Genomic DNA, 26655 nt, shown 5'->3' on the forward strand with positions numbered 1-26655 from the left:
AGTAAATTGCGGCCACACTCTTCGCCAGAATCAATCTCTGCAAATTTTTGAAAATCCCGCGCAGTCTCTGCGATGGGACTTTTTCATTGCTGAAGCACTCGCTAGTTGCTCGGTGAAAGCAGGGAGCAAAAGGGCGAATGCCGCCCCCATCACCACGGCCGAGGCAGCACCGGCGGCGGAATACGCGGCAACTGTCCTCCAACAGCCGCCACCGCATTGCTGCGCCCCCGCCCGATCTGCACCGCCGGGTTGGAAGAAGACACCAGCGTCGGCTGCGAAATCTCCAGCGCGTCGTAGTTACCCAGCGCCAGCGCATAGGCGACCAGATTGGCCAGCTGCGTCGCGCCGCCCTCGCCGGGCAGCAGCGGCTTGAGCACCGGCCGGCTGCCTGCCTGGTAAGGCTTGCCCTTGGGGCCCATCCCCATCAATGCCTGCCGCGCATCCGCGCGGGCCGTGTGATACGCGTTGAACACCACGTCCTTGGCGATGTCGACCATGCGCTCGGAGATCTGGTCGGTGTCCGAGTGCATCAGCTCCGCGATGCGCTCGGAGCGCTTCTGCATGTCTTCCACGAAGGCGTTGATCCTGATGAGCTGCTGGCGCAGGTCGGACGCGGCCATGCGCACCTTGGCCGCCACGCCAGGGTAGAGCACTGCGTCGTTCAGGCCGGTGATCTGGTCCGGCATCGAATTGATCAGGTTGGCGATGTGCTTGTACTGGGCCATGGCCGCCTCCGCCGCTGCCATTGCATCGCGGTCGTCGCGAAAGAGCGGCGCGGTGTCCTTGTTGCCGCGCGCGGAAATCACGGCGTCGGCCTCGCGGATGCTCTTGCCGTGCAGGTAGGTGTCGATGCCGCCTTCGGCCTGGCCCACGAGCAGCGTTCCTATCTTGACGCCGCCGGTCACCACCTGCTTGAGGTATTTGGCACCGGGCACCGGGATGGCGCCCAGTCCCGCCTTGGCCACCGCGGCAACGCCCTTGAGCACCAGCTTCTGCATGTCGGCGGTGTTGCCGCAGTACTCGCCCAGCAGCATGGTCAGCTTCTTCTTGAACGGAACGCTGAAGCTGTCGTTGGACTTTGCGCGAAAGGCGTCCCAGCTCCGCTCGACGAAGTCGGTCTTCTGGACGACGGCCGCGCTCACTACGCCCCAGTCCTTGGTGCGCATGCGGTCCAGGAGCATGCGCACGCCCGCTGCCATTTCCTTCTCGTAGTACTGGGCGAGGCTCTTGCCCAGCGCATCGAATGCTGTTTGTGGAATGTCGAGCATGAAGAGAAGACCCTCTGGTGCGGTGGTGGAGGAGCGATCGGTCTTCCATGCTATGCAGGGCCGGCGTGCGGCGCATTGGACTTTGGTCCAATGCGCACCCGAAGCTGCTCTCCTAGGATCACCGTTCGTTCAGGTATTCCGCTCCAAGGTTCATGTCACGGCAGACTCCCGCTCACATCCCCGTCGATCACGCGGGGCAACTCGCGAACCATGCGGCCATCGGGCTGTCGGCGCTGGAAAGCCTGCCCCAGGCCATCGCGGTGCTCGATCCGCATTGCCGCGTGAAGTACGTCAACCGTCTTGCACACAGTCTCTGCGCATCTCCGGGCCCGTGTCGCATGCTGTGCGGATACTGGCAATTCCTGGAGGAGGACGCGCAGGCCCGGCTGGAGGAGCTCGTGCGAAACGTGTGCGTTCCGGGGCGGAGCTCGACCATCGGCGGCGGGTTCCGCATGCGGTCCGGGGAAGGACCGCCGTTGCAGGTCTCGGTTCTTCCCTTGAAGGCCAGCCATCCTCTCGCATCGCCTCGCTCGGTCCCGCTGGCACTGGTCTTCATCGTGGCCTCGCAGTCCGCGTCCTTCGCGGCGTCGCACGTGATCGCCGACCAACTGGGGCTGACGGCGACGGAAGCCAGGCTCGCGGCAAGCCTCGCCGCCGGGAAGACGGTGTTCGATTTCGCGGCTCTGCAGCGTTGCACGATGCACACCGCGCGCAGCCATCTCAAGAACCTGATGCGCAAGACCGGCTGTCGTCGGCAGTTCGACGTGGTGCGCCTCGTGCAGTCTCTTCAAGCGGGTTGAAGCGCCAGGTCTCGGGCGCAACGCACTCACCCGGTTGCCCTGTTCCCGTTTTTTCTGGCGCGTGATTGCACGGCCCGAGTAGTGCGAGGCGCAAGCGAATCCACGCGGCTGCCGCGCCAGGCCTCCGGCGAACAACCGAACTGCGCACCGAACCATCGCGTGAATGCGCTGTGCGTGCTGTAGCCCAGCAGCGCGGCCACCTCGCCCAGGCTGTAGCGGCTGTTGGCCACATAGCGGCGGGCGAGTTCCTGCCGGACGTCGTTGAGCAGCTGCTTGAAGGTCAGCTTGCGCTCATCGAGTTCGCGCTGCAGCGTGCGCATGCTCATTCCCAGGCCCAGCGCCACCGACTTGCAGGTGGCGCGTCCCGCCGGGAGCATGAGGTAGATGGCCTTGCGCACTTCCTGGTCGATCGAGCGCTGGCGATCGTCGGGGAGCGTCGCGATCAGCTTGCGCGCGTAGGCGGCGAGCACGGGGTCGGCCCCCGGGTTGGGCACGTCCAGGTCCGCCGCGCGGCACACCAGCCCGTTGAAGCCGCCGTCGAACTCGATGCGGCATCTGAAGAAGCGGCGGTGAAAGGCGGGGTCGGCGGGCGGCTCGTGCGCGAAGCTCACGCTGGCCGGCTGCCACCTGTCCCCGAGCAGCGCCTCGCACATCCGGTAGAGCACGCCGATCGCCAGTTCGATGGACTGCCGCGCGGGCTCCGACAAGGCCAGCTCCTCGCGCAGCACGACCATGCTGCCGACGTCCTCGACCTGGATGGCCAGCCTCTCGTTGAGCAGGTGAAGGTGCTCGATCAGCGTGAGCAGCACCTGCCGCAGCGTCGGCTGGTGCATGAGCAGCAGGCTGACCATGCCGAAGTTCGACAGCTGGCGCCGCGCCGCGATGCGCAGCCCGAAAGATTCGCAGCCCGTCTGGCTCGCCGCGTCCTCCAGCAGGCGCGCCACGCGATCGGCCTCGACGAGCTGGTCGGGCTCCCTGACGAGCTGCGCGCGAAGCCCGGCCCTGCGCAATGCCACGCCCGGGTCGTAGCCGAGTTCCTGCGCCACCTCCGGGAAGTTCGTCAGTGCCGCCGCGCGCACCAGAGCCGTCATGCCGGGCCTTTCACAAGTGCTCAAGTGCGGGGAATTCTGGCATCAAATGCAAAGCGAATGGCACGAAATGCAAAGCGCCGCGGCACTTGCACTCCTACAGTTCCCTTCATGCACTGACCCTGGAGCAAGGGCAGGCAAGAAAAAAGAAACGCACGACGACAAGACTTTCCGCGGACCAGGCCGTGGATTGCCGCCGGCCCACATGGAGACAAGACATGCGGATCGAACCACTGACCTGCGCCATCGGCGCCCAACTCGTCGGAGTCAGCCTCGCCGATGCGGCACGGGATGACGACCTGTTCGCGGAGATCAAGGCGCTGCTGCTGCGGCACAAGGTGCTGTTCCTGCGCGACCAGAAGATCAGCCGGGCGCAGCACGTGGCCTTCGCGCGGCGCTTCGGCGAGCTCGAAGACCATCCCGTCGCCGGCAGCGATCCGGAGCATCCGGGCCTGGTGCGCATCTACAAGACGCCCGACGCGCCCAACGACCGCTACGAGAACAGCTGGCACACCGATGCCACCTGGCGCGAGGCGCCCCCGATGGGTTGCGTGCTGCGCTGCGTCGAATGCCCGCCCGTGGGCGGCGACACCATGTGGGCCAACATGGCGATGGCCTACGAACGGCTGCCCGGGCATGTGAAGGAGCTGATCGAGCCGCTGCGCGCCCGGCACAGCATCGAATGCACCTTCGGCGCGGCGATGCCGATCGAGAAGCGCCTGGCGCTCAAGGCCCAGTACCCGGATGCGGAGCACCCCGTGGTTCGCACTCATCCCGAGACCGGCGAGCGGGTGCTGTTCGTCAACGGATTCACCACGCACTTCACCAACTTCCATACGCCGGCCAACGTGCGATACGGCCAGGACTTCACGCAGGGCGCCTCGTCGCTGCTGCAGTACCTCATCAGCCAGGCCGCGATCCCCGAGTACCAGGTGCGCTGGCGCTGGCAGCCCGACAGCGTGGCGATCTGGGACAACCGCGCCACGCAGCACTACGCGGTGATGGACTACCCGCCGTGCCACCGAAAGATGGAGCGCGCCGGCATCGTCGGCACGCCGACCTTCTGATCCTCGCGCTTCTTCTTTTTCTTCTTCCACATTTCCCACGGAGCTCCCGATGAACTTCCTCGACGGTCACCTGTTCCCCGAAAACCAGCAACCGCTGATCATCACCGCCGCCCCCTACGCGCCCTCATGGCTGCCCTCGGACTTTCCCGGCGAGATCGCCGTGACGATGGAAGAGCAGATCCAGAAGGCGGTGGACTGCTACAACGCCGGCGCCACCGTGCTGCACCTGCATGTGCGCGAGCTCGACGGCAAGGGCAGCAAGCGGCTGTCGAAGTTCAACGAGCTGATCGCCGGCGTGCGTGCGCGCGTGCCCGAGATGATCATCCAGGTGGGCGGCTCCATCAGCTTCGCGCCGGAGACCGAAGGCGCGGCTGCCAAGTGGCTCTCGGACGACACGCGCCACATGCTGGCCGAACTCGATCCGAAGCCCGACCAGGTCACGGTGACCATCAACACCTCGCAGATGAACATCCTCGAGCAGTTCGATGCACGGGACATCCGCGGCACCTCGATGGAAGACCCGGCGGTCTTCAACGCATACAAGGAAATGACGGTGCCGGCGCAGCCGGGGTGGGCCGAGGAGCATATCCGCCGTCTCACGGCCGCGGGCATCCAGAGCGCCTTCCAGTGCTACAACATCAACAGCTTCGAGTCGGTCGAGCGGCTCATGCGCCGGGGCATCTACAAGGGCCCGCTGGTGATGAACTGGGTGGCCATCGGCGGCGGCATGGACGCGCCGAACATCTACAGCCTCGCCAATTTCGTGCGCGCCGTGCCCGACGGCGCGGTGCTCACGGTGGAGAGCTCGGTGCTCAACGTGCTGCCCGTGAACATGATGGGCATCGCCATGGGCCTGCACGTGCGCTGCGGCACCGAGGACAACCTGTGGAACCAGTCGCGCACGGCCAAGATCGGCACGGCGGCGCAGGTCGAGCAGCTGGTGCGCATCTCGCGCGAGTTCGGCCGCCCGATCGCCACGGCGCAGCAGGCGCGCGAGATCTCGAAGATCGGCGTGTTCTACGACTCCGTGGAAGAGACGCTGCTGGCCAACGGCTTCGCGCCCAACCGCAACGGCGGCCAGCAGGGCTTCCTGCGCAAGGCGGCCTGAATCCCCGGAACCCCCGGATTCCCCGATTTCACCGATCACCGGAGCAGCCATGCCGCGTCTTTCTCTTCTTGCTGCCATGCTCGTCGCCGCCACTACCGCGCTGGGCTCGCCGTGGGCATCCGCATACACCGACAAGCCGGTGAAGATGATCGTTCCCGCGCCGCCGGGCGGGACCATCGACGTGCTCGCGCGCATCGTGAGCGACCAGCTCTCGCGCGACATCGGCCAGCCGGTGGTGGTCGAGAACAAGCCGGGCGCCGGCGGGGCCATTGCCGTCAAGTACCTGCTGTCGCAGCCGGCCGACGGCCAGACGCTGATGATGACCGCCAGCAACGTGCTCACCGAGGTGCCGCACGTGCTCAAGGGTGGCTTCGATCCGCTGAAGGACGTGAAGCCCGTCGCGCTGATCGCGCGCTCGTCGATGCTCTTCATCGCTTCGACGCAGTTTCCCGCGAAGGACGCGAAAGAGGCCATCGCCTACGCGAAGGCCCATCCGGGCCAGCTGTCCTATGCCTCCTACAGCGCGGGCACGGCGTCGCAGTACGCCGGTGCCATCCTGAACAAGGCGGCGGGGCTGGACATGCAGCACGTTCCGTATCCGGGCTCCGCTCCGGCGCTGGCCCAGGTGATGGGCGGGCAGGTGCCGCTGATGTTCGACGGTGCGGTCACCTCCAGGCCGCTGATCGCCGCGGGCAAGGTGCGGCTGCTGGCTGTCGCGAGCAAGGCCCGCCTGCCGGAGTTTCCCGGCGTGCCCACCTTCGCGGAGCTGGGCTATCCGGCGCTGGACTTCGGCAACTGGACCGGCGTGATCGCCTCCTCGCAGATGCCGGCACCGCTGGTCGAGAAGATCCATGCGGTGCTGCAGAAGGTCGCGGCCAACCCGGCGGTGCGCGCGAGCGCCTCCAACGCCGGCTTCGAACCGATGGCGGAGCGCACGCCCGCGCAGGCGCAGGTCGAGCTGCAGGAAGAGTTCACCCGCAACGCCGGGATCGTCAAGAGCTACGACATCAGGCTGAACTGAGCAGGGGCTCAGTGCCGACAAACAGCAAAACGAGGAGAGATCACATGGTCAAGGCCATCCGCTTCCACGAGACGGGCGGGCCCGAAGTGCTGAAGCTCGAGGACGTCGAGGTCGCGGACCCCGGGCCCGGCGAGGCACGCGTGCGCCACAGCTTCATCGCGGTCAACTTCATCGACATCTACTTCCGCACCGGCCGCTATCCGCTGGCGCTGCCCAACGGGCTGGGGTCCGACGCGGTCGGCGTGGTGGAGGCTGTCGGGCCGGGCGTGACGGAGGTCAGGCCCGGCGATCGCGTCGGCTATCTCCTCGGCCCGCAGGGCGCCTATTCGCAGGCCCGCGTGATGCCGGCCGACGTGCTGATACCGCTGCCGGATGGCATCTCCGACCGCACCGCCGCCACGCTGATGATGAAGGGCATGACGGCGCAGTACCTGTTCCGCCAGGTCTATCCGCTCGAGGGCGGCGAGACCATCCTGTACCACGCGGCCGCCGGCGGCGTGGGCCTGATCGCCTGCCAGTGGGCGCGCGCGCTGGGCGTGACGATGATCGGCACCGTCAGCAGCGACGAGAAGGCGGCGCTCGCCCGGGCCAACGGTTGCGCGCACACCATCGTGACCTCGCGCGAGAACATCGTCCAGCGCGTGCGCGAGATCACCGAGGGCCGTGGCGTGCCGGTGGTCTACGACTCGGTGGGAAAGGACACGCTGATGGATTCGCTCGACTGCCTGCAGCCGCGCGGCACGCTGGTGAGCAACGGCACTTCGTCGGGCTCCGTGGTGGTCGACTCGCAGCTGCTCGCGGCCAAGGGCTCCATCTGGATGACGCGGCCGGCGATGGTGCACTACATCCACCCGCGCGCCCACATGCTCGACATGGCTCGCGAGCTGTTCGACCATGTGCTGGCCGGGCGCATCGTCAGCGAACCGCAGCAGAGCTTCGCGCTCGCCGACGCTGCGCAGGCGCATCGCGCGCTCGAGTCCCGCAGGACGACCGGATCGACCGTCCTGATTCCCTGATCCGCTCAAGCCCCTGATACCGAAGTCCCCCGATGCCCTGGTGCTCTCGAAGCACCGGGGCGCTTCATCGCGCCTGTCGCGATCCACCTGGTCCACGTGAGGAGAACATGTCCATGAAAAGAACAATGCTGCTGCTGTCCGTGCTTGCTGTCTCCGGCGGCGCCGCGGCGCAATCGTCGCTCACCGTGTTCGGCGTGATGGACGCCGGCGTCAGCCACTACAGCACGAAGAGCCGGTCCTGGGGCGGCACACCGGCCCGGCAGGTGACGCAGAGCCAGACGGTGCTGTCGCCTTCGGGCTATGCGTCGAGCCGGCTGGGCTTTCGCGGCACCGAGGACCTGGGCGGCGGCCTCGCGGCGGGCTTCTGGCTGGAAGCGCCGCTGGCCAACGACACGGGCGGCGGCATCGCGAACTTCGGTCGCCGCTCCACGCTCAGCCTGTCGGGGCCCTTCGGCGAGTTGCGGCTGGGCCGCGACTACACGGCATCGTTCTGGAACGACGCCGTGTTCGATCCCTTCTCCGTCAACGGCGTGGGCACCAACCTGGTCGCGGTGGTCAACAGCAACATCGCCGCCTCGCGGGCGCTGGCCACCGGCGGCCTGCTCAACGGCGGGCTTTCCGCCGGCACCGACAGCTACCTGCGCACCAGCAATGCCGTCAGCTACTTCCTGCCGCCGGGGCTCGGCGGCTTCTACGGCCAGGTGCAGTACGCCTTCCACGAGAACGTGAAGACGAGCGGCACGACCGACAGCCCCTCCGGGCGCGGGCGCTATGCCGGCGCGCGCGTAGGGTGGGCCAGCGGCCCGGCCGACGTGGCGCTGGCCTACGGCGAGAGCACGCTCGTGAGCGCCGCACCTGCCGGCGAGAAGATCAAGAGCCTGAACCTCGGCGGCTCCTACGACTTCGGCGCGGTGAAGGTCTTCGGCGAATGGTCGAGCGTGCGCGACGCGCGCGACAACGCCGGGCTCTTAGGCACGCGCTCCACCGACCGTTACGACGGCTTCGTCGCCGGCGTGAACATGCCGGTGGGGCCGGGCGTCATCCGCGCTTCGTTCGCGCGCGTGAACTTCAAGAACGGCAACGGCCTACCGAACAGCGACGCCTCGGTCGACAAGCTGGCGCTGGGCTACGTGCACAACCTGTCCAGGCGCACCGCGCTGTATGCGACGGTGGCGCGCATCGGCATCCGAAACGGGCACAACAACCCGACGGTGATGGGCGTCACGCCGCTGGTGGTGAGCCTGCCGGCGATATTTCCGCAGGCTGCGTACGTCACCACCGGTGGCATGGAGCCGCGCAGCGCGATCGGCTACGACTTCGGCATACGCCACGCCTTCTGATCGGCGGGAGTCGTCCGGTTGCGCTTTCGCAGCTCAGGCGTTGCGTGAAGTCTTCGTGGGCCTTGCCTCGCTTGCCAGGGAGGACAACTTCATCTCCGACAGCACGCGCCTCGCATTGGCGGCGCAGCTCATGTCGTCGGGCTTCGCCTCGATCTGCGCCATCAGCTCGACCAGTTGGGCCTTGCTCTTCGCGAGCTGCGCCTGCAGCGTCTCGATGTCTTCCACCTTGCGGCGCAGCGTGTCGAGCAAGGTGCCGCGTTCCCACTTCGAGAGATCGCCGGGCAGCAGCGCGCGCAATTCGTCGAGGCTGAAGCCCGCTCGCTGCGCGGTGGCGATCAACTGGAGCATCAGTACCGCGTCGGCGGGATAGCTGCGGTAGCCGTTGGCCTGGCGCTCGGCGGCCTTGAGCAGGCCGATGCGTTCGTAGAAGCGGATGCGGGAAGCCGCAAGGCCTGTCTGCTGGGCGAGTTCTCCGATCTTCATGTGGGCCGTGCTCCGTGCGAAGCTGCAGTTTGACATTGAACCTTGCTTCAAGGTTACTCTCGCGCCGATACGCACGAGGTGCGGCACAGGCAGCAGATGCAGCGCGATGCGGCGCTGCGATTCGAGGAAACGGCATGCAGACGATATTGGGTGCGAACGGCCAGATCGCGGTGGAACTGGCACGTGAACTGCACCGCGGATACACGCGCGAACTGAGGCTCGTGAGCCGCAATCCACGCAAGGTGAATGACACAGACGTGCTGGTGCAGGCCGACCTTCTCGATGCGCGCCGCACCGCCGAAGCGGTCGAGGGCAGCAGCATCGTCTACTTCACCGCCGGGCTGCCGCCCGACTCCCGGCTGTGGGAAGAGCAGTTTTCGGCGATGCTGAAGAACGCCCTCGAGGCGAGCAGGGCGGCGGGCGCGAAGTTCGCCTACTTCGACAACACCTACATGTACCCGCAGGACGACCGGCTGCAGACGGAGCAGACGCCCTTCGCGCCAGTGGGGCGCAAGGGCCGCGTGCGCGCGGCGATGGCGTCCATGGTGCTCGAGGAGATGGCGCGAGGCGACATCCCGGTGCTCATCGGAAGGGCTCCGGAGTTCTATGGACCCGGCAAGACGCAGAGCTTCACCAACGCGCTGGTCATCGACAACCTGAAGGCCGCTAAGAAGCCTCGCGTGCCGGTGCGCGACGACACGCTGCGCACGCTCATCTGGACGCCCGACGCGAGCCGCGCGCTGGCCACGCTCGGCAACACGCCGGATGCATTCGGTCAGACCTGGCACCTGCCCTGCTGCGATGACCGGCAGACCTACAGGAGCCTCGTCGCCATGGCCGCCGAGGTCTTCGGCCGCGATGCCGCCTTCTCGGTCATCGGCAAGCGGACCTTGCTTGCCGCCGGCCTCTTCTCCAGGCGGGTGCGCGAGATCGCCGAACTGCTGCCGCGCTACGAGCAGGACAACCTCTTCGATTCCACGAAGTTCAAGCGCCGGTTCCCCGACTTCGATGTGACCACGTATCGCGAGGGCCTCGCGCTGATCCAGCAGGAATGGCGCCAGGAGCCGGCGAAAAGCTAAATTGCTCCCCGCAGCGCCGGGGCGGTGATCCCGGCGCCTCCCATGTTGATGGGAGCAGTAGCGATGTCTTTCGTGCCAGCTGCTGACAAATGTGAACTGGCACACATCCGCGATCCGAAAGCGAATGCCAAGACCTACTGCAATCCGTAGTATTCATTTTGTTTCAAAAACGTCCTACGGAGCTTGCACGTGATGACCTGCATACCCTCGTTCTTCCGAACGTACGAGCCGCTCGATGCGGTTCGTGGGCATGCCGCACGAGCGCGTGGCCCCGTCACATCGAAGGCCACGATCATGAAGCCCGACTCCTAGTGCTCTCCTTGCAGTGATGCGCATCGCGGCGATCCGCCGCGAACCGTGCGACTGCCTTCAGCGACCCGACAGCTGCTTGCCGATGGCCCTTGCGAGGGCTCGTGCATGGCGGCTTGCGTTCGTCCGCTGACTTTCGGATTTCGATTTTTATCTCGCGCCGCTGCGCGAGATGGAGAACCGTTGCCGCGACAGAAGCGGCCGGTCCTCCCTTACAGGGTTCGAGAAGATTTTTGGATCGAGGATGCAATGGCTGCTATCTCAGCACTGACCGCCTGGCCCTCAGGTGCGCACCGGCCCGCCGTGCGGGCCCCGCGCGCTTCGACGGGGGTGTGTCTGCACGACTCGCGCACCGAGCCTGCCGCGAGCGTCGCGCATGCTTTCGCGGCGCCCGTGGGCCGTGCGGCGACGCGCAGGGCCTGCGCCTTCGTGTTCGTCGCGAACCTTCCGCTCCTCGCGGAAGCGTACGGACAGGATTTCGCATCGGCCGCAAGCCTGGAGATCCAGCGCCGGCTCTGCGCCAACTTCGTCGTGTCTGCGTCGTCCGACATGGCCAGGCTGCGGGACGATTGCTTCCTGCTCTGGCACAACGAAGCCTTCGAATGCGCGATCTTCGAAGGTCGCGCGCCGGGCGAGTTTCCCCGCACGATGCGGCGCGCGAGCCGTCCCATCGAGGCCTTGCTCGCGGTGCTCGGCGCGGAGCCCGTGCGCGCCGGCGGCATCGCCGCGCTGGTGCAGCTGCACGCGGACTGGATCGACGTATGCCCGCCCGAGCAACTCGGTGCCTCCGAGATCGAACTGGCACTGTGGACCGCGCAGCCCTTTCCCGAGGCGCACGAGACCCGCGCCGACGGCTGGCGCCAGCTCTACCGGGCCGACATGGACATGGCCGTGCGCCTGAGCGAGGCCACGCGCGGCGAGGAGCTGACGTTCTCGTGGCGGCCGGTCGTGCAACCGGGCAGCGCCGCGACCGTGCTCTACCGCGAGAGCCGCACGCGCGTCGCATCGGGCCGGGGCGAACAGGGCCTGCTGGAGCCCGACGTGTTCATGCCCTGCCTGCAGCGGCTGGGCCTCACGCGCGCGTTCGACCGCACGGTCATGCGGCATGCCGTCGCCGCGTTGCGGATGCAGCCTTCCGCGCACATCGGCGTGAGCATCTCGGCGCAGGGCGTTCGCGTCGATCACTGGTGGGCCTCGCTGCTCGCGGTGCTCGACAAGGAGCCCGCGCTGGCTTCGCGGCTGGTGATAGAGATCGTCGACAGCGCGGCGCTGCCCGACTTCGAGGCCGCACGGGACTTCTGCGTGCAGCTGCAGCTGCGCGGCTGCCGCATCGCCATCCGCGATTTCGGCAGCGGTGCCGACAACCTCGCGGCCGTCCAGGCCTGCAGGCCGGACATCGTCAAGCTCGATGCCGCCCTGCTGCGCCGCGCGCGTGAGGGCGCGTTCGGCCGCGAGTGCCTGCGCGACATGCTGTCGCTGTGTTCGCATCTCGCGCCGCACGTGGTCGTCGACGGCATCGAGCGCGACGACGACCTGCACATCGCGTCGCAGGCCGGCGCGCAGTGGATGCAGGGCTTCGGCGTGCGAGGCGCGGAGCGGCATGCGCGCATCGGCTCGCCCGCTGGCGGCGACGCCGGCGGCAGCACGGAGGTCGACTGACCATGAGCCTCCTGAACACCGACATCCAGCTGCGTCTCGCGCGCCTGAGCACCGACCTTCTGCTGCTGCAGCGTGCCGTCCAGGAGCTGATGCTCGAGTGCACTCCGCAGCCTCCCGGCATGAGCGAGAGCGACCTGATCGCCGCGGCGCAGTACCGCGCGCTGGAGGCCGCGCTGCACGCGCCCGACAGACCGGCTGCGCCGGCCACCCAGGAGGGCGCCGGGCTGCTCGTGTGGCCGGGCTTCACCGAGCCGGTTCCCATGCGAAGGGCGGCGATGCGCGCCTGACCGCTTCGCGCATCGGCCTCGACCTTCTCCCATTTCGTTTCGTAGGACTTTCATGCTTACTCAAATCACCAGGGTTTCCAGGACCACGCGCGCCGCGCTGTTCGGCCTGCTGGCCGCCACCGGCGCATGCGCGCTGGCCAACAACGTCGGAGAGAACGCCGCGTGGCAGTTCCAGACCTCCGCCGACAAGGCCAACCAGGCGGCGGTGCAGGACATGATCCAGCGCAAGAAGGCCGGCTCGTACGGCGCAGCCAACTACACCACCAACAATTACATCGGCAAGCAATACAACTGCGACGTCACCTCGACCGCGCAGGGCAACCAAGGCACCAACAGCACCAACGCCAACTCTCCCGGCACCAGCGGCGCGTCGGCCAACTCCACCGGCAACTCGAGCACCGGCGTCGGCGGCACGGGCACGGTGAGCACCGGCCAGGCCAACAGCGGCACGGTCGGCTCGGCGGTGATCGGCTCCACCACCAGCAACGTGCAGGGCTGGTCGAGCCAGGCCCTGAACTCCAACCAGACCAACACCGGCAGCCAGAGCGCAAGCATCAGCGGCAGCTCGGCCTGCGCCTTCGGCGCGCTCAACTGACCCCCAAAGCAGACAGGGAAGCAAGAGGAATGATCACATTCAAGTCGATCCGCGCGTTGCCGCGCGGACAAGCCGCATCGCGCGGACTGGCCGCGGCGGCCGCCGTCATGAGTCTGGCCGGCTGCGTCACCGCGCCGCAGCAGCAGATGGCGCCGAAGGAAGCGCCCGTGGTGCTCGGCCCCGCCGTGCGCCAGAACGTCACGCCCATGGAGGCGGTGCTCGCCTGCTTCGGCGACCACGTGGCCGCCACCCAGCGCCCGCCCTTCGTCATCACCGTGGGCGACGTGAAGGACTACACCGGCAAGTACAGCATCAACGAAGGCAACGCCATCACGCAGGGCGGCGCGCTGATGGTGTACTCGGCGCTCGGCAAGCTCGGCGGCGCGGTGCAGGTGGCCGAGCGCTTCGACCCGGTCATCGCGGAACGTGAACTGGGCTATGCCGATCGCCGCCAGCTCGGCGACGGCCGTACGCACCAGCTCGGCGGACCCAGCGGCGGCCAGGCCGTGCCGTGGCTGCCGTACTTCGGCGGCACCATCAACAAGTCCGACTACTTCATCGTGGGCGGCATCACCGAGCTCAACTACAACATCAACTCGGGCGGCGCCGAGATCGGCGTGAACCAGGTGGGCATCAAGGCACGCACCTTCACCCAGTCGGTGGGCGTCGACCTGCGCATCGTCGACACCAAGACGCTGATGATCGTGAAGACCGTGAGCCTCACGAAGCAGTTCAACGGCTACGAAGTCGGCTTCAACGTCTTCCGCTTCTTCGGCAGCAAGCTCTACGACATCGACGTCGGCGCCAAGGGCCAGGAGCCCGTGCAGATGGGCGTGCGCGCCGCGCTGGAAGAGGGCGTGGTGCGCCTGGTGGCCGCGGTCGCCAAGGTCGACCCCAACCCCTGCCTGGGCATGCGCCTGACCGAGGACCTGCGCGTCGCGCCCGCCGAGGAGCTGCGCAAGGTGGCCAACCCGCTCGTCGATTCGGCCGGCGCGGTGGTGCAGCAGGGCGAGGCCGTCAACGCGGCCAGCCAGACCGGCGCGAGCCTGACGGGCTCGAGCGTGCAGATCCCCTTCGAGTTCGGCGCGGCCGCGCTCACGGGCGGCACGCTGAATCTTCTCGACCAGATCGCGGCGGCCGCCGCCAAGGCGCCCACCGAGGTCGTGCTGGTCGCGCGCGACACCGAGAACTGGGACGCCGGCAAGCGCGACCTGCTGACCGACCAGCGCATCGGCGTGGTCACGACGGCACTCGCGTCGCGCGGCCTGGCGCCCGGCGGCATCAGCGTCACATGGCGCCCGGACAAGGCGGATACGTCGATTCATCGCGACGGCCCCGGCCTGCAGGAGATCGCAAAGCTCCGTGTCCAGGGCGCGGTGAGGGGTGGACCGGCCCGTCCGGTCCGTGAGGGGAACGCAACCGAAGGGAAGTAACCGGGACACACAAGGCCTTCATCGCAGCAAACAACGGCAATCCGCCGATCAGCAATCCATCCAGTCAGTCCTTCTTTCAGATCCATCAAAGGAACGTCATGCAGAAGAATCGCAAGCACTCGGGCCGCCGCGTCAACGGCGCGCCGCTCAACAGCATCGGCATGGCCGTGCTGGCCACGCTCGTGGCCAGCGGCGCGCAGGCCGCCGAAACGGTCGTCACGCCCGTGGCCGCCAACACCACTGCCTACCAGAGCGTGCAGTCGGTGCAGGACAAGACGCTGCCGGTGAGCGCCACGGCCGCCGGCACCACCATCGACATCACCACCGCCGGCCCGCAGGCCGGCAACAGCAACACGGTCACGCAGAACGCGGTGAAGGCCAGCGCCACGGGCAATGCCTTCGTCAACGCGGTCGACCTCTCGCTGACCGGCGGCACGGGCGCGACGCCCGCCGAAGGCGCGGCCTCGCTCGGCGTGCAGACCAACAGCGGCGTCGTCTCCAGCCTCGCCACCGGCAACACGGTGAAGGTCGATCTCGACGGCTTCTCGAGCGGCGGTGCCGCCAACACCAGCAACACGATCGCGGCGAGCACCACGCTCAACAGCGGCTCGTCGACCATCTCGGGCGCGGTGCCCGTCGACTACGCCTCGACCAATCCGGGCTCGGTCTCGCTGGCCTACACGCCCGCCGGCGGCAGCGTGACGGCCCAGGGCAGCCTGGTCGTCAACTCCGTGCAGCAGGCCACCGGCGCGGCTTCGTCCGCATCGGCCAGCGGCAACAACCTGACGCTCACGCTGACGGCACCCGGCACCAACGCGGTCGACGCCGCACCGGCGCTCGACGGCAACACGGTCTCCGCGACGCTCAAGGGCAACGCGGCCAACAGCACGGCCAGCATCCAGGCCGGCGGCGCGCCGGCCTTCACCGGCTCGGCCGTCGTCGCGAACCAGCAGCTGAACCAGTCGGCCACCCCGGTGACGCACACGGCCTCGGCCAGCGGCAACGCCATCATCGCTTCCATCGGCAGCGACACCGCCGGCAGCACCAACACGCTGCAAGGCGCACTGTCCGTGCAGGGCAACACCATCTCCAGCAGCGCCACCGGCAACGAAGCCCTCGGCGCCACCACCGGCACGGCCGGCAATCGCATCGTGCTGGCCGACGGCGTCTCGGTCGCCGGTTCGGGCGGCGCCACCTCCAACACCGGCGCCTACAACGCGGGCAGCCTGTCGAGCACGGTCGCGGCCGATCTGGTCGTGTCGAACAGCCAGGGCAACGTGGGCGTCTCGCTCAGCGCGGCCACGCAGGGCGCGGGCATCGTCGCGGGCGTGCAGTCGGTCGACGGCGGTACCGTCACCGTCGCGAACAACGCGACCACCGCATCGGCGACCGGCAATGCCGCGTCGAGCGCGATCCTCAGCGGCAAGGACGCCGCCTCGTTCACCGCCACCGCGGCACTGGCGAACCAGCAGAGCAACTACAACGGCGGCGTGAACGCCGCCGCGGGCCTGAGCGCGATCGCCGCGATCACCGGCGGCGAGGACGGCACCAACAACGCCAGCGCAGTCTCGGTGACGGGCAACCGCACCGCCGCGACGGCCTACGGCAGCAGCGCGAGCCAGAGCCTCGCGCTCCAGGCGAACGCACTGCCGCTGTCCGGCGCCAATGCCACGCTCGCCGGTGGCAGCCTGCCCGACGGGAACGTCACGGCCGCGGGCGCGGCCACGGTGACGAACCTGCAGGGCAACTACTCCGCCCCCGTCAGCGCCCAGACCCTGGGCTCCGTCATCGGCCTGATGGCCGATTCGCGCGGCACCGGCGGCGACACCATCCACGGCAGCACCTTCACCGTGGGCGGCAACACGCAGGAAGCCGTGGCCGTGAGCAACGGCGCCAACAACGCGCTGTCGCTGACCGGCACCACCGTCGGCGCGGGCGCCGGCGTGGCGAGCGTCCAGGTCGTGGACCAGGGCTCGCCGGTCAGCGCGGAGCTGACGAGCTCGGTGGCCGGCGTCTATCTCGGCACGCACACCACCGACAGCTCTGTCGCGCTGACGAACAACCTGCAGCGCGCGGTGGCGTACGGCAACTCGGGCGCGAACAGCCTGAACGTGTCGGCCAACAGCGCGAGCGTGCCGCTGTCGGAGACACCTGCCTCGGTGGCGACGCCCGCGGCCGGCACGGCCAGCGTCAATGCCGCCTACGGCGTGCTGAGCAACCAGTCGGTGTCCGGTGACGTCTCGGCAGTGGCGGACGGCCGCGGTGTCGGGCCGGTCGGCTCGCAGACCGTGCTGATCGAAGGCAACGTCACCCGCAGCACCGTCTCGAACCAGGGCAACGCCTTGGTCGGCGCCGCCTACGGCAACGATGTCTCCAACGCCGCCAAGCTGGCGCTGGGCACCGGCGCCACGGTGGCCGGCGCGGCATCGGTGGGCAATGTCACCAGCGTGCAGAACGTGAACGGCGCGGCCATCACCGCATCGGTCCCGGGCGGCAACGTCGTCTCCACTACGATCGAGGACAACGTCGTGGCATCGACGGTCGCCACCTCCGGCAACCAGCTGCAGGCCCTGGCCTACGGCAACCGCGCGAGCGGCAACACCCTCGATGTGTCCGGCAACACGCTGGCCACCGTCACGGAACAGCCGCGCGCCGTGAGCGTCGGCGCCACCGCGACGACCGATGCGGCCTTCAGCGTGCAGAGCGTGCAGAACGGTTCGGGCAGCCTGAGCGCATCGCTGCGCGACGGCGTCCTGGGCACGGACGCTTCGCAGATCCGCACGCAGGTCGGCGGCAACGTCACCGGCTCCAGCGTGGTGTCGAACGGCAACAGCGCCAGCGCCGCCGCCACGAGCAACAGCGCCGTCAACGGCCTGACGCTCGCGGGCAACAGCCTGTCGACCTCCAGCGCGGTGCAGAACGTGCAGACGACCAGTGCGGCCATCGAGGCACTGGCGGGCCAGGTAGGAACGCCGGGAACGCCCGCGTCGCCATCGGCGCCCTTCAGCTACAGCGCGCACGTGATCGACACCGACGTGCTCGGCGGCAACACCGTCGGCAACACCACGACGATCACCAGCGGCGTGCTGGGCGTGCAGATCGCCAGCCTCACGCAGGCCCAGATCAACTACCTGACCGCCAACGGCTGGAGCGTCGGCAGCGGCAACACGGCCGGCATGCTGACCGCGCCCGCGTCCATCCTGGGCCCGGTCTCGGTCGCGACCTACAGCCAGCTGCAGACCGGCTCCGCCGTGCCGTTCGATGCCACCATCCCGGGCACTCCGGCCGTGGCCGCGGTTCCGAACCGTGGCGGCGTGACGGTGGCCGTCGCAGGCAACGTTACCGGCTCGCAGCTCGCCGTGACCGGCAACAGCAGCAGCGCCGCCGTCACCGGCAACAGCGCCACCAACAGCGCTTCGGTCACCGGCAACACGATCGCCTCGGGCGGCGCGACCACGGCCAGCGCGAGCGGCCTGGTCGGCGGAACGACCGGTGCGCAGGCCGACCACACGGTGTCGAACGTGCAGCAGGTCACGGGCGTGCCCGCGCTGTCGACCAGCGTCTACGGCACCTTCGCCGTCGACACTGCCGCGGGCGCGGCCATCTCGGGTTCGGCGCTGAGCGTCTCCGACAACAGCCAGCGCGGCACCGCCGTGGCGAACACCGCGGCCAACAGCCTGAGCCTGAGCGGCACCAACGTCGCGAGCACCTCGGCGCTGTCGTCGGCGCAGTCGGGCGCCGCGGCCGTCTCGGCGGCTTCGGACCTCGAGCTGTACGCACCGGGCGCTGTCTCGGCATCGTCGGTGGACCTGTCGCGCAACAAGAACACGTCGCTGGGCGTGATCAACGACGTGACCAACACCCTGAGCGTGAAGGCCTCCAACGTGACGCCGGCCGGCGCCGCGGGCAACGCGGTGCTGGTGCAAGGCACGGCCACCGGCGACCACGTGCTGAACAATGCCCAGCTGGCGACGACCTCGGTGAGCAGCACCGCGACCACGCGCCTGTACAACCAGGACCAGACGGCCTCGGCCACGACGGGCCTGGTCAACAGCACCGCGACCATCAGCGGCAACAGCACGACCGCCGAAGCCTCGGCCAACCGTGCCGACAACAGCGTGGCGCTCAACGGCACCGCGGTGCAGGGCGCGAGCGCGGGCCTGAACAACCTGCAGCTCAGCAGCGCGGCAGTGACGGCAAGCGCCTCGACCTCGGCCACGTTCAAGCTCGAAGGCACCAGCCCGGCCACGCCGGCGGCGCTGAACAGCGGCATCACGATCGACGGCAACAGCACCACGGCGCTGGCACGCGGCAACGCAGCCACCAACGCGCTGAACCTGTCGGCGGGCAGCGGCTATGCCGCCGCCGCGGCGGTCGCGGGCAGCACCGCGGGCGGCACCACGCAGGCCACGGCGGCATTGCTCAACACGCAGGGCAACAGCGGCAACGTGACGGCCAGCGCCACGGGCACGTACCAGGTCGCGCTCAACGGCGTGAGCGCGGGCACGGCTCCCGGCCTGACGAACGGCACCGCCGCGCTGACGGACAACACCGTCGCGGCGCAGGCCTACGGCAACACGGCGACCAACGCCGTGACCGTCGCGGCCACGGTGGCGAACCGTCCGACGGTGGCGGTGGCGAACTACCAGACCAACAGCGGTGCCATCGTCGCGACTGCGAGCGGCGTGAACTACGGCACGGGCATCACCGGCGCCACCACCGGCAGCACGCTGCGCGCGGCCGGCAACCAGGTGACGGCGACCGCGGTGGGCAACTCCGCCGTGTCGACCATCGCTTCGGCGCGCTGACCGGCGCGCCATCCATGCCCCGGCGAGCGCTCGTGCGCCCGCCGGGGCTTTTTCCGCCAGCGCGGCGTGCACGGCTGCATGGCCGGGTGTTCCACAAGCCATGTACCTGCATCCCCTCATTGCCAATGTGCCTCCGGCAGAGCGCGAGGCGCTCGTCCAGAGCTGCGAGCTGCGTTCCTTCAGGCGCAACGAGACGGTGCTCGCCGCCGATACCTGGACCGACCGGATCTATTGCGTGGCCAGCGGCCTGCTGCGCGTCGTCGTCCACGGCAAGGGCAGCGCGCAAGGCACCGACGTCACCACCGACTTCATCCGGCAGGACGATTTCTTCATGGGGCCGTCCCTTGCGCAGGACGGCTACCAGGCCACGCAGACGCTCATCGCGGCGCTGCCTTCGGCCGTCTACCTGGTGCCGGTGGCCGCCATGCGGCGGTTGTGCGCCGCGCATCCCGAAGTGGCCATCGGCCTGCTCGGGCTCGCGATGAAGCGCATGGCCGTGGTCAGGGGCCAGCTGCGCCGCATCTCGGCACTGTCGGCCGAAGACCTGGTGAGCCGCGTGCTGCATCAGCTCACGCTGCTCGCGCCGGCGAGCACCGGCGGATACGACAAGCGCATCACCCAGTCGGTGATCGCCTCCTACTCGGGCCTTTCGCGCGAGGTGGTCAACAAGACCATGCGCGCGATGGAGAACCGCGGCCTGGTTCGCAGGGACGAAGACGGCGTGCACGTGTCGCCCGACTTCGCCGCCACCGACTTCGGCGAGCTGCGGCCGGCCGAACCCGGTCTTTCCGGCGCTGCGGTGCAGCAGCCGGATGGCCCGATGCTGCCGCCGCAGTTGTTCGATTCGCTGCGCACGCGCGGGGAGCGCGACTCCGGAAACGACTGAGCCCCCCATGTTTATGTGTTTCGCCGACGGGCTCTGGTGCGCATCATGCAGGCATGTATCTGCACCCCCTGATGGCGGGACTTCCGCCGGCGGAACGAGAGGCGCTCGCCGAATGCAGCAGGCCTCGTTCCTACAAGCGAAACGAAGTCCTGCTGGCGGCAGGCGATACGACCGACCAGATCTATTGCGTGGCCAGCGGCCTGCTGCGCGTGGTCACGCCGGGCCACGCCGAAGGCTCCGAGATGACGACGGAGCTCATCGGTCCGAACGACTTCTTCTTCGATCTCTCGATCCGGGAAGACCGCTACCGGACGAAGCAGACGCTGATCGCCACCTTGCCTTCGTCGGTGTTCCTGGTGCCCATCGCGAAGATGCGCGGCCTCTGCGTGCGCCGCCCCGAAGTGGCGCTGGGCCTGCTCGGGCTCACGATGAAGCGCATGAACGTGCTGCGCGACCAGTTCCGCCGCATCTCCGTGCTTCCCGCCGAAGACCTGGTGCTGCGCGTGCTGCATGAACTCACTCGCCTCGCACCGATCGGCCCGGGCGGATACGACAAGCGCATCACGCAGTCGGTGATCGCCTCGTACTCCGGGCTCTCGCGGGAGATGGTCAACAAGATCATGCGCGCCATGGAAATCCGCGGGCTGGTGCGTCGCGACGAAGACGGCGTGCATGTGGCCGAGGATTTCGTCGCTACCGACTTTGCGTAGCCTTCGCCCCCGGGCCCGGTGTTTCGAACGGGCCGCAGGTGCGGCAGCCGCGAATCAGCCGTGGCGTTCTTCCGCCAGCGTCTCGGAAGGCCGCTCCCCGAAGCGCGCACGGTACTGCGCCGCGAAATGCCCCAGGTGAAGAAAGCCGTACTTCTGCGCCACCTCGCGTACGCCGGCTCCGTTGGCTCCGGCTGACGCCTGCAGTTCGGCCCGCACCCTCTCGAGCCGGGTCTCGCGCAGGAACTCCATCGGACCCTGTCCCGCATGCTGGCGGAAGGCCAGCTGCAGGGCCCTCGCGCTGCACCCGACCTCGCGGCAGACATCGGCCAGCGACAGAGGCTGGTCGGCATGCGCCTCCATGTACTCCTGGGCCCTGCGGACCACGCGCGGCAGCAAGCTGCGCCGCTGGGCGTCGCCGGCGAGGGCGCGGGAGTGGTTGTGTCCGGCCGACATCAGCAGGCTGGCCATCAGGTACGCCTCTGCGTGCTCGGCCAGCGGGCTGCCGGCCTGCAGCGCATTGCCGGCGTCGAGCGTGAGTCGCAGGTAGTCGATGAAGTGCACCAGCGGCGCGAGCGCGGGGTTGTCCAGCGGCACGCCGAGGTCGAACACCAGGTGCTGCCGGACGGGCGCCTGCAGCAGCGATTCGAGCCGCGAGAGCAGGGCGGGGCGAGCCAGCCGCACGATCAGGTGCGGGCTGTCGTCGGCCCAGCGCATCGACAGCAGCTCGGTGGGCGAGGGCAGCGACGCGAGGCGGGGCGTGGCGTCCACCTGCTGCGCGCCGCAGCGGATCTCGGCCGCGCCGCGCAGCGGAATCTGCAGCAGGAAGAAGTCCTGCAGGTAGCCGGGGTCGATCTGCACGCCGGGGCCGTACTGCACGTAGTTGAGGCTCACGTCCCGGTGCAGCCGGGCGCTGTGGTGGCAGGCGTCGAGGCCGGCGCGGGGGCGCAGGGTGACCAGGCCGTGCGGGCAGAACACGCGTGCCACGCTTTCGCGGGCTTCGTCCACGTCGTGGCTCTCGAAGAGCCGGTAGCGCTGCAGCGGCAGCTGTGGGGTCGCGGCGGTTTCCATGGGGCGAGGGCACCGTAGCAAAAACCGCTCCTGCCCACAATTCGGGCAGTCCCTCGGCACCCCTGCACACCGCCCGGGCCAGAAAACTGCGCGCCAGGGACACGGCCTGCGTTTGCGGGATCCGCCGCGGGCACTCCTCCCCATAACGTTCGCTCCACAGGCCGCCCGGCCTGTTGTCCGATGTTCGATCAACCGAGGAGAGCAAGCGTCATGTTCAAGGGACTCGAAGGCAGGAGCGCCATCGTCACCGGCGGTTCCACGCTGATAGGCGCCGGCGTGGTGCGCGCGCTGCACGCGGCCGGCGTGAAGGTCGTCATCGCCGACATCGATGCCGGCAACGGCCAGCCGCTGGCCGATTCGCTGGGCGCCGGCGCGCGCTTCGTGCGCACCGACATCACCGACGATGCACAGGTGAAGGCCTGCGTGGCGGAGGCGGCCGAGCGCCACGGCGGCGTGCATTTCCTTATCAACCTGGCCTGCTCGTACGTGGACGACGGCTTCAAGTCGCCGCGCGCCGACTGGCTCACCTCGTTCAACGTGAACGTGGCAAGCGCGGTGGCGATGCTGCAGGCCGTGCATCCGCACATGGTGGCGGCCGGCGGCGGGGCGGTGGTCAATTTCACGAGCATCTCGTCGAGCGTGGCGCAGACGGGCCGTTGGCTCTATCCGGTGAGCAAGGCCGCGATGGCGCAGCTCACCCGCAACATGGCGATGGATCTTGCGCCCGACCGCATCCGCGTGAACAGCGTGTCCCCGGGCTGGACATGGTCGGCCGTGATGAACCAGCTCACCAACGGCGACCGCGCCAAGACCGACCGCGTGGCCGCGCCCTTCCACCTGCTGGGGCGCGTCGGCGACCCCGACGAGGTGGCGCAGGTGGTTCTGTTCCTGTGCTCCGACCACGCGAGCTTCGTGACCGGTGCCGACTATGCGGTGGACGGCGGCTACTCCGCCATGGGCCCTGAGCAGGCCGTGCCCGCCATTCCCAAGCTGATGGACTGACCCGCTCCACGCGGAGCATCGAAGGAGCATGAAATGAAGCGAATCGCCATCGTCGGCGCGGGCCAGTCGGGCCTGCAACTGGGTCTCGGACTGCTCGCCGCGGGCTACGAGGTCACGATGTTCAGCAACCGCACGGGCGAGGACATCCGCCAGGGCAAGGTCATGTCCAGCCAGTGCATGTTCCACACCTCGCTGCAGATCGAGCGCGACCTGGGCCTGGACCACTGGGCGAGCGTGTGTCCCACGGTGGACGGCATTGGCCTGGCCGTGCCGCATCCCGAGCAGAAGGGCGCCAAGGTCATCGACTGGGTGGCGCGGCTCAATTCGAGCGCGCAGTCGGTCGACCAGCGAGTGAAGATCCCGGCCTGGATGGACGAATTCAGGAAGAAGGGCGGTGAGCTGGTCTTCAAGGACGCGGGCATCGACGAGCTCGAGACCTGCACGCAGAGCCACGATCTCACGCTGGTGGCCAGCGGCAAGGGCGAAATCTCCAGGCTCTTCGAGCGCGACGCGCACAAGTCCACCTACGACAAGCCGCAGCGCGCGCTGGCGCTGACCTACGTGAAGGGCATGAAGCCGCGCGAGCCGCACTCGGCCGTGTGCTTCAACCTGATTCCAGGCGTGGGCGAATACTTCGTCTTCCCGGCGCTGACGACGACGGGCCCCTGCGAGATCATGGTGTTCGAGGGCGTGCCAGGCGGCCCGATGGACTGCTGGGCCGACGTGAAGACGCCGCAGGAGCATCTGGCGCGCAGCAAGTGGATCCTCGACACCTTCACGCCGTGGGAGGCCGAGCGCTGCAGGGACATCGAGCTGACCGACGACAACGGCATCCTCGCGGGCCGCTTCGCGCCGACGGTGCGCAAGCCGGTGGCAACGCTGCCCTCGGGCCGCAAGGTGCTGGGCCTGGCCGACGTGGTGGTGCTCAACGACCCGATCACGGGGCAGGGTTCGAACAACGCGGCCAAGTGCGCCGACACCTATCTCAAGAGCATCGTCGCGCGCGGCGACGGCCCGGCCGACGCCGCATGGATGCAGCAGACCTTCGACCGTTACTGGTTCGGCTACGCGCAATGGGTCACGCAGTGGACCAACATGCTGCTGGCCCCGCCGCCGCCCCACGTGCTCAACCTGCTCGGCGCCGCCGGCGCGATGCCGCCGCTGGCCAGTGCGTTCGCCAACGGCTTCGACGATCCGCGCACCTACTTCCCGTGGTTCGCCGATCCGGACGAGGCCGGGCGCTACATCGAGACCTGCGCGTCGGTCGCCTGACCGACGCCGGAGCGAAGGCATGAAGCGACGCGTGGCCATCGTCGGCGCGGGGCAATCGGGCATGCAGCTGGCGTTGGGGCTGCAGCGTGCCGGGCATGAGGTGACGGTCTTCTCGAATCGCGCCCAGCGCGAGATCTTCGAGGGGCCGGTGATGTCCAGCCAGTGCATGTTCGAGACCGCGCTGCAGACCGAGCGCGAACTGGAGCTGGACTGGTGGGCCGACGAATGCCCGCCGGTGCAGGGCATCGGCATGGCGGTGCGCAATCCGGAAGGGGGCAAGGCCATCGAATGGAGCGCGATGCTGGACGGCCCCGCCCGGTCGGTGGACCAGCGGCTCAAGATACCCGCCTGGATGGCCGAGTTCGAGAAGCGCGGCGGCACCCTGGTGCTGCAGGACGTGGGGATCGACGAGCTGGAAGCCTGTGCGCGCTCGCACGAGCTCGTGGTCGTCGCGAGCGGCAAGGGCGAGATCTCGAGGCTCTTCGAGCGCGACGAGGCGCGGTCTCCTTACGACAAGCCGCAGCGCGCGCTGGCGCTGACCTATGTGAAGGGCATGAAGCCGCGCGAGCCTCATTCGGCCGTGTGCTTCAACCTGATCCCCGGCGTGGGCGAATACTTCGTGTTCCCCGCGCTGACCACCACGGGCCCCTGCGAGATCATGGTGTTCGAAGGCGTGCCCGGCGGCCCGATGGATTGCTGGGAGGACGTGAAGACGCCGCGGGAGCATCTGGCGCGCAGCAAGCGGATCCTCGAAACCTTCCTGCCTTGGGAAGCCGAGCGCTGCAGGGATATCGAGCTCACCGACGACAACGGCATCCTCTCGGGCCGTTTCACGCCGGTGGTGCGCAAGCCGGTGGCGACGTTGCCCTCGGGGCGAAAGGTGCTGGGCCTGGCCGATGCGATCGTGCTCAACGACCCGATCACGGGGCAAGGCTCCAACAACGCCGCCAAGTGCGCCGACATCTACCTGAAGCGCATCCTCGAGAACGTCGACGCGCCCTTCGACGCCGAATGGATGCAGCAGACCTTCGACCGCTACTGGGAAGGCTACGCCCGCTGGGCCACGGACTGGACCAACAGCCTGCTCGCCCCGCCCCGGCCCCACCTGCAGAAGCTGCTGCAGAGCGCCACCCACATGCCCGCGGTGGCGAGCACCATCGTGAACGGCTTCGACGACCCGCGCGCGTTCGCGCCCTGGTGGTTCGATGCCGCGCAGGCCGACCGCTTCCTGGAGGACCGGGCGCGCGAGGCGGCCGTCGACCGCTTCGACCGGCGCGACTTCCGCAGGGCGCTCGGGCAGTTCAGCACCGGCGTCACCGTCATCACGACGCGGGCCATCGACGGCCGTCGCGTGGGCATGACCGCCAACTCGTTCTCCTCGGTCTCGCTCGATCCGCCGCTGGTGCTGTGGAGCCTGGCGCGGCAGGCGCCGAGCGTGGCCGACTTCACCGGCGCCAGCCACTTCGCGATCAACGTGCTGGCGGCGAACCAGCATCACCTGTCGCGGCAGTTCTCCACGCCGCAGCCGGACAAGTTCGGTGGGGTCGACTGCTGCGAGGGCACGGCCGGCGTGCCGCTGCTCAACGGCGTCATCGCCCGCTTCGTCTGCCGCAACGTGAGGCAATACGACGGCGGCGACCACCTCATCTTCATCGGCGAGGTCGAGCGCTACGAGCGCTTCGACGGCGAGCCGCTGGTCTTTCACTCGGGCTACTACCAGGTGACTACGCGGCACCCGGAGTGCGTGCAATGAGCGCCGCACAGACCACCGAAAAGACCGCATCACTCATTCAATGAACGGAGCAATTCACATGCAGCAAAAAGCCACCGACACCACGCGGCAGGTCCGCATCCAGGCCACCGATGGAAGCGGCAGCTTCAGCGGCTATCTCGCCGTGCCGAGCTCGGGCACCGGCCCGGGGCTGGTGCTGGCGCAGGAGATCTTCGGCGTGAACGCCACGATGCGCGAGGTGGCCGACTACTACGCCGAAGAGGGCTACGTGGTGCTCGTGCCCGACCTGTTCTGGCGCCAGGAGCCCGGCGTGCAGCTCGGCTACTCGCCGGAAGGCTGGCAGCGCGCCTTCGCCCTCTACCAGGGCTTCGACGAAGCCAAGGGCATGGAGGACATGCAGGCCTCCATCACCGCCTTGCGCCAGCGGCCCGAAGTGCAGGACGCCAAGGTCGGCGTGCTCGGCTTCTGCCTGGGCGGCAAGCTCGCCTACCTGAGCGCCTGTCGCACCGACGCGGACGTCGCCGTCGGCTACTACGGCGTGGGCATCGACGCCGCCCTCGACGAAGCCGACAACATCCAGCGCCCCCTCACCCTGCACATCGCCGAGCTCGACAAGTTCTGCCC

22 protein-coding genes and 1 pseudogene are annotated in these 26655 nt (G+C 68.5%); 19 read left to right on the forward strand and 4 right to left on the reverse strand.

Annotated features, from left to right (window positions below; genetic code table 11):
- Positions 1-149: 149 nt before the first annotated feature.
- Positions 150-1268, reverse strand: a complete 1119-nt coding sequence (locus BMY35_RS36105; RefSeq protein ID WP_093209730.1) for a hypothetical protein — start codon at positions 1266-1268, stop codon at positions 150-152.
- A 152-nt stretch (positions 1269-1420) separates the two neighbouring features.
- Here BMY35_RS36105 and BMY35_RS36110 point away from each other — a divergent pair, with 152 nt between their 5' ends.
- Positions 1421-2068 carry a PAS domain-containing protein gene (locus BMY35_RS36110; RefSeq protein ID WP_143080824.1) on the forward strand — a complete coding sequence of 216 codons (648 nt, stop codon included), beginning with the start codon at positions 1421-1423 and terminating at the stop codon, positions 2066-2068.
- Between the two features lie 26 nt (positions 2069-2094).
- Here the strand turns inward: BMY35_RS36110 and BMY35_RS36115 are convergent, their stop codons facing one another.
- Positions 2095-3159 (reverse strand): AraC family transcriptional regulator, encoded by a 1065-nt coding sequence (locus tag BMY35_RS36115; protein ID WP_093209733.1) that lies wholly within the window; start codon positions 3157-3159, stop codon positions 2095-2097.
- Between the two features lie 215 nt (positions 3160-3374).
- Between BMY35_RS36115 and BMY35_RS36120 the strand changes: the two genes are divergently transcribed.
- The 5 genes from BMY35_RS36120 to BMY35_RS36140 all read left to right on the forward strand — a co-directional run bounded on the left by BMY35_RS36120 (position 3375) and on the right by BMY35_RS36140 (position 8708).
- Complete coding sequence (locus tag BMY35_RS36120; protein ID WP_093209735.1) at positions 3375-4223, forward strand: TauD/TfdA dioxygenase family protein; 849 nt, start codon at positions 3375-3377, stop codon at positions 4221-4223.
- Positions 4224-4272: 49 nt separating this feature from the next.
- Positions 4273-5331: a beta-keto acid cleavage family enzyme gene (locus tag BMY35_RS36125; protein WP_093209736.1), complete on the forward strand. Its 1059-nt coding sequence runs from the start codon at positions 4273-4275 to the stop codon at positions 5329-5331.
- Positions 5332-5380: 49 nt separating this feature from the next.
- Positions 5381-6352 carry a Bug family tripartite tricarboxylate transporter substrate binding protein gene (locus BMY35_RS36130; protein WP_093209738.1) on the forward strand — a complete coding sequence of 324 codons (972 nt, stop codon included), beginning with the start codon at positions 5381-5383 and terminating at the stop codon, positions 6350-6352.
- Between the two features lie 44 nt (positions 6353-6396).
- Complete coding sequence (locus BMY35_RS36135; protein WP_093209739.1) at positions 6397-7368, forward strand: quinone oxidoreductase family protein; 972 nt, start codon at positions 6397-6399, stop codon at positions 7366-7368.
- Positions 7369-7481: 113 nt separating this feature from the next.
- Positions 7482-8708 (forward strand): porin, encoded by a 1227-nt coding sequence (locus BMY35_RS36140; protein ID WP_093209741.1) that lies wholly within the window; start codon positions 7482-7484, stop codon positions 8706-8708.
- Between the two features lie 33 nt (positions 8709-8741).
- On the opposite strand, the gene BMY35_RS36145 is transcribed toward BMY35_RS36140, so the two are convergent.
- Positions 8742-9191: a MerR family transcriptional regulator gene (locus BMY35_RS36145; RefSeq protein ID WP_093209742.1), complete on the reverse strand. Its 450-nt coding sequence runs from the start codon at positions 9189-9191 to the stop codon at positions 8742-8744.
- A gap of 134 nt (positions 9192-9325) precedes the next feature.
- Between BMY35_RS36145 and BMY35_RS36150 the strand changes: the two genes are divergently transcribed.
- The 8 genes from BMY35_RS36150 to BMY35_RS36185 all read left to right on the forward strand — a co-directional run bounded on the left by BMY35_RS36150 (position 9326) and on the right by BMY35_RS36185 (position 20957).
- Entirely contained in the window at positions 9326-10270 is a 945-nt protein-coding gene (locus BMY35_RS36150; protein ID WP_093209745.1) for an NAD-dependent epimerase/dehydratase family protein, read from the forward strand.
- Between the two features lie 558 nt (positions 10271-10828).
- On the forward strand, positions 10829-12238 hold the full coding sequence (locus tag BMY35_RS36155) for an EAL domain-containing protein (protein WP_256230598.1): 1410 nt from the start codon (positions 10829-10831) through the stop codon (positions 12236-12238).
- Positions 12239-12240: 2 nt separating this feature from the next.
- A complete protein-coding gene (locus BMY35_RS36160) occupies positions 12241-12525 on the forward strand; it encodes a hypothetical protein (protein ID WP_093209747.1) in 285 nt (94 codons plus the stop codon).
- A 52-nt stretch (positions 12526-12577) separates the two neighbouring features.
- Positions 12578-13120, forward strand: a complete 543-nt coding sequence (locus tag BMY35_RS36165; RefSeq protein ID WP_256230601.1) for a hypothetical protein — start codon at positions 12578-12580, stop codon at positions 13118-13120.
- A 29-nt stretch (positions 13121-13149) separates the two neighbouring features.
- On the forward strand, positions 13150-14553 hold the full coding sequence (locus BMY35_RS36170) for a CsgG/HfaB family protein (protein ID WP_093209748.1): 1404 nt from the start codon (positions 13150-13152) through the stop codon (positions 14551-14553).
- 98 nt (positions 14554-14651) lie between these two features.
- Positions 14652-19361 carry a beta strand repeat-containing protein gene (locus BMY35_RS36175; RefSeq protein ID WP_093209750.1) on the forward strand — a complete coding sequence of 1570 codons (4710 nt, stop codon included), beginning with the start codon at positions 14652-14654 and terminating at the stop codon, positions 19359-19361.
- A gap of 100 nt (positions 19362-19461) precedes the next feature.
- The gene (locus BMY35_RS36180; protein ID WP_093209752.1) at positions 19462-20247 is read left to right on the forward strand and encodes a Crp/Fnr family transcriptional regulator; all 786 of its coding nucleotides are present in this window, start codon (positions 19462-19464) and stop codon (positions 20245-20247) included.
- Positions 20248-20300: 53 nt separating this feature from the next.
- Positions 20301-20957 carry a Crp/Fnr family transcriptional regulator gene (locus BMY35_RS36185; RefSeq protein WP_093209753.1) on the forward strand — a complete coding sequence of 219 codons (657 nt, stop codon included), beginning with the start codon at positions 20301-20303 and terminating at the stop codon, positions 20955-20957.
- Between the two features lie 54 nt (positions 20958-21011).
- Here the strand turns inward: BMY35_RS36185 and BMY35_RS36190 are convergent, their stop codons facing one another.
- Positions 21012-22025 (reverse strand): AraC family transcriptional regulator, encoded by a 1014-nt coding sequence (locus BMY35_RS36190; protein ID WP_093209755.1) that lies wholly within the window; start codon positions 22023-22025, stop codon positions 21012-21014.
- A 210-nt stretch (positions 22026-22235) separates the two neighbouring features.
- On the opposite strand from BMY35_RS36190, the gene BMY35_RS36195 reads away from it, so the two are divergent.
- From BMY35_RS36195 to BMY35_RS36210, 5 genes and pseudogenes are all read left to right on the forward strand, one after another.
- A complete protein-coding gene (locus BMY35_RS36195) occupies positions 22236-23027 on the forward strand; it encodes an SDR family oxidoreductase (RefSeq protein ID WP_093209756.1) in 792 nt (263 codons plus the stop codon).
- A gap of 33 nt (positions 23028-23060) precedes the next feature.
- A complete protein-coding gene (locus tag BMY35_RS36200; protein WP_093209758.1) occupies positions 23061-24299 on the forward strand; it encodes a styrene monooxygenase/indole monooxygenase family protein in 1239 nt (412 codons plus the stop codon).
- A 352-nt stretch (positions 24300-24651) separates the two neighbouring features.
- A pseudogene (locus tag BMY35_RS38990) lies at positions 24652-25068 on the forward strand (styrene monooxygenase/indole monooxygenase family protein); the annotation flags it as partial.
- Between the two features lie 459 nt (positions 25069-25527).
- Positions 25528-26052: a flavin reductase family protein gene (locus BMY35_RS38995; RefSeq protein ID WP_240652178.1), complete on the forward strand. Its 525-nt coding sequence runs from the start codon at positions 25528-25530 to the stop codon at positions 26050-26052.
- A 58-nt stretch (positions 26053-26110) separates the two neighbouring features.
- A partial coding sequence (locus tag BMY35_RS36210; protein ID WP_143080825.1) for a dienelactone hydrolase family protein occupies positions 26111-26655 on the forward strand: 545 nt, incomplete at its 3' end.

Source organism: Variovorax sp. YR750 (genome assembly GCF_900109805.1).
In the GTDB taxonomy this organism is placed as follows: domain Bacteria; phylum Pseudomonadota; class Gammaproteobacteria; order Burkholderiales; family Burkholderiaceae_C; genus Variovorax; species Variovorax gossypii.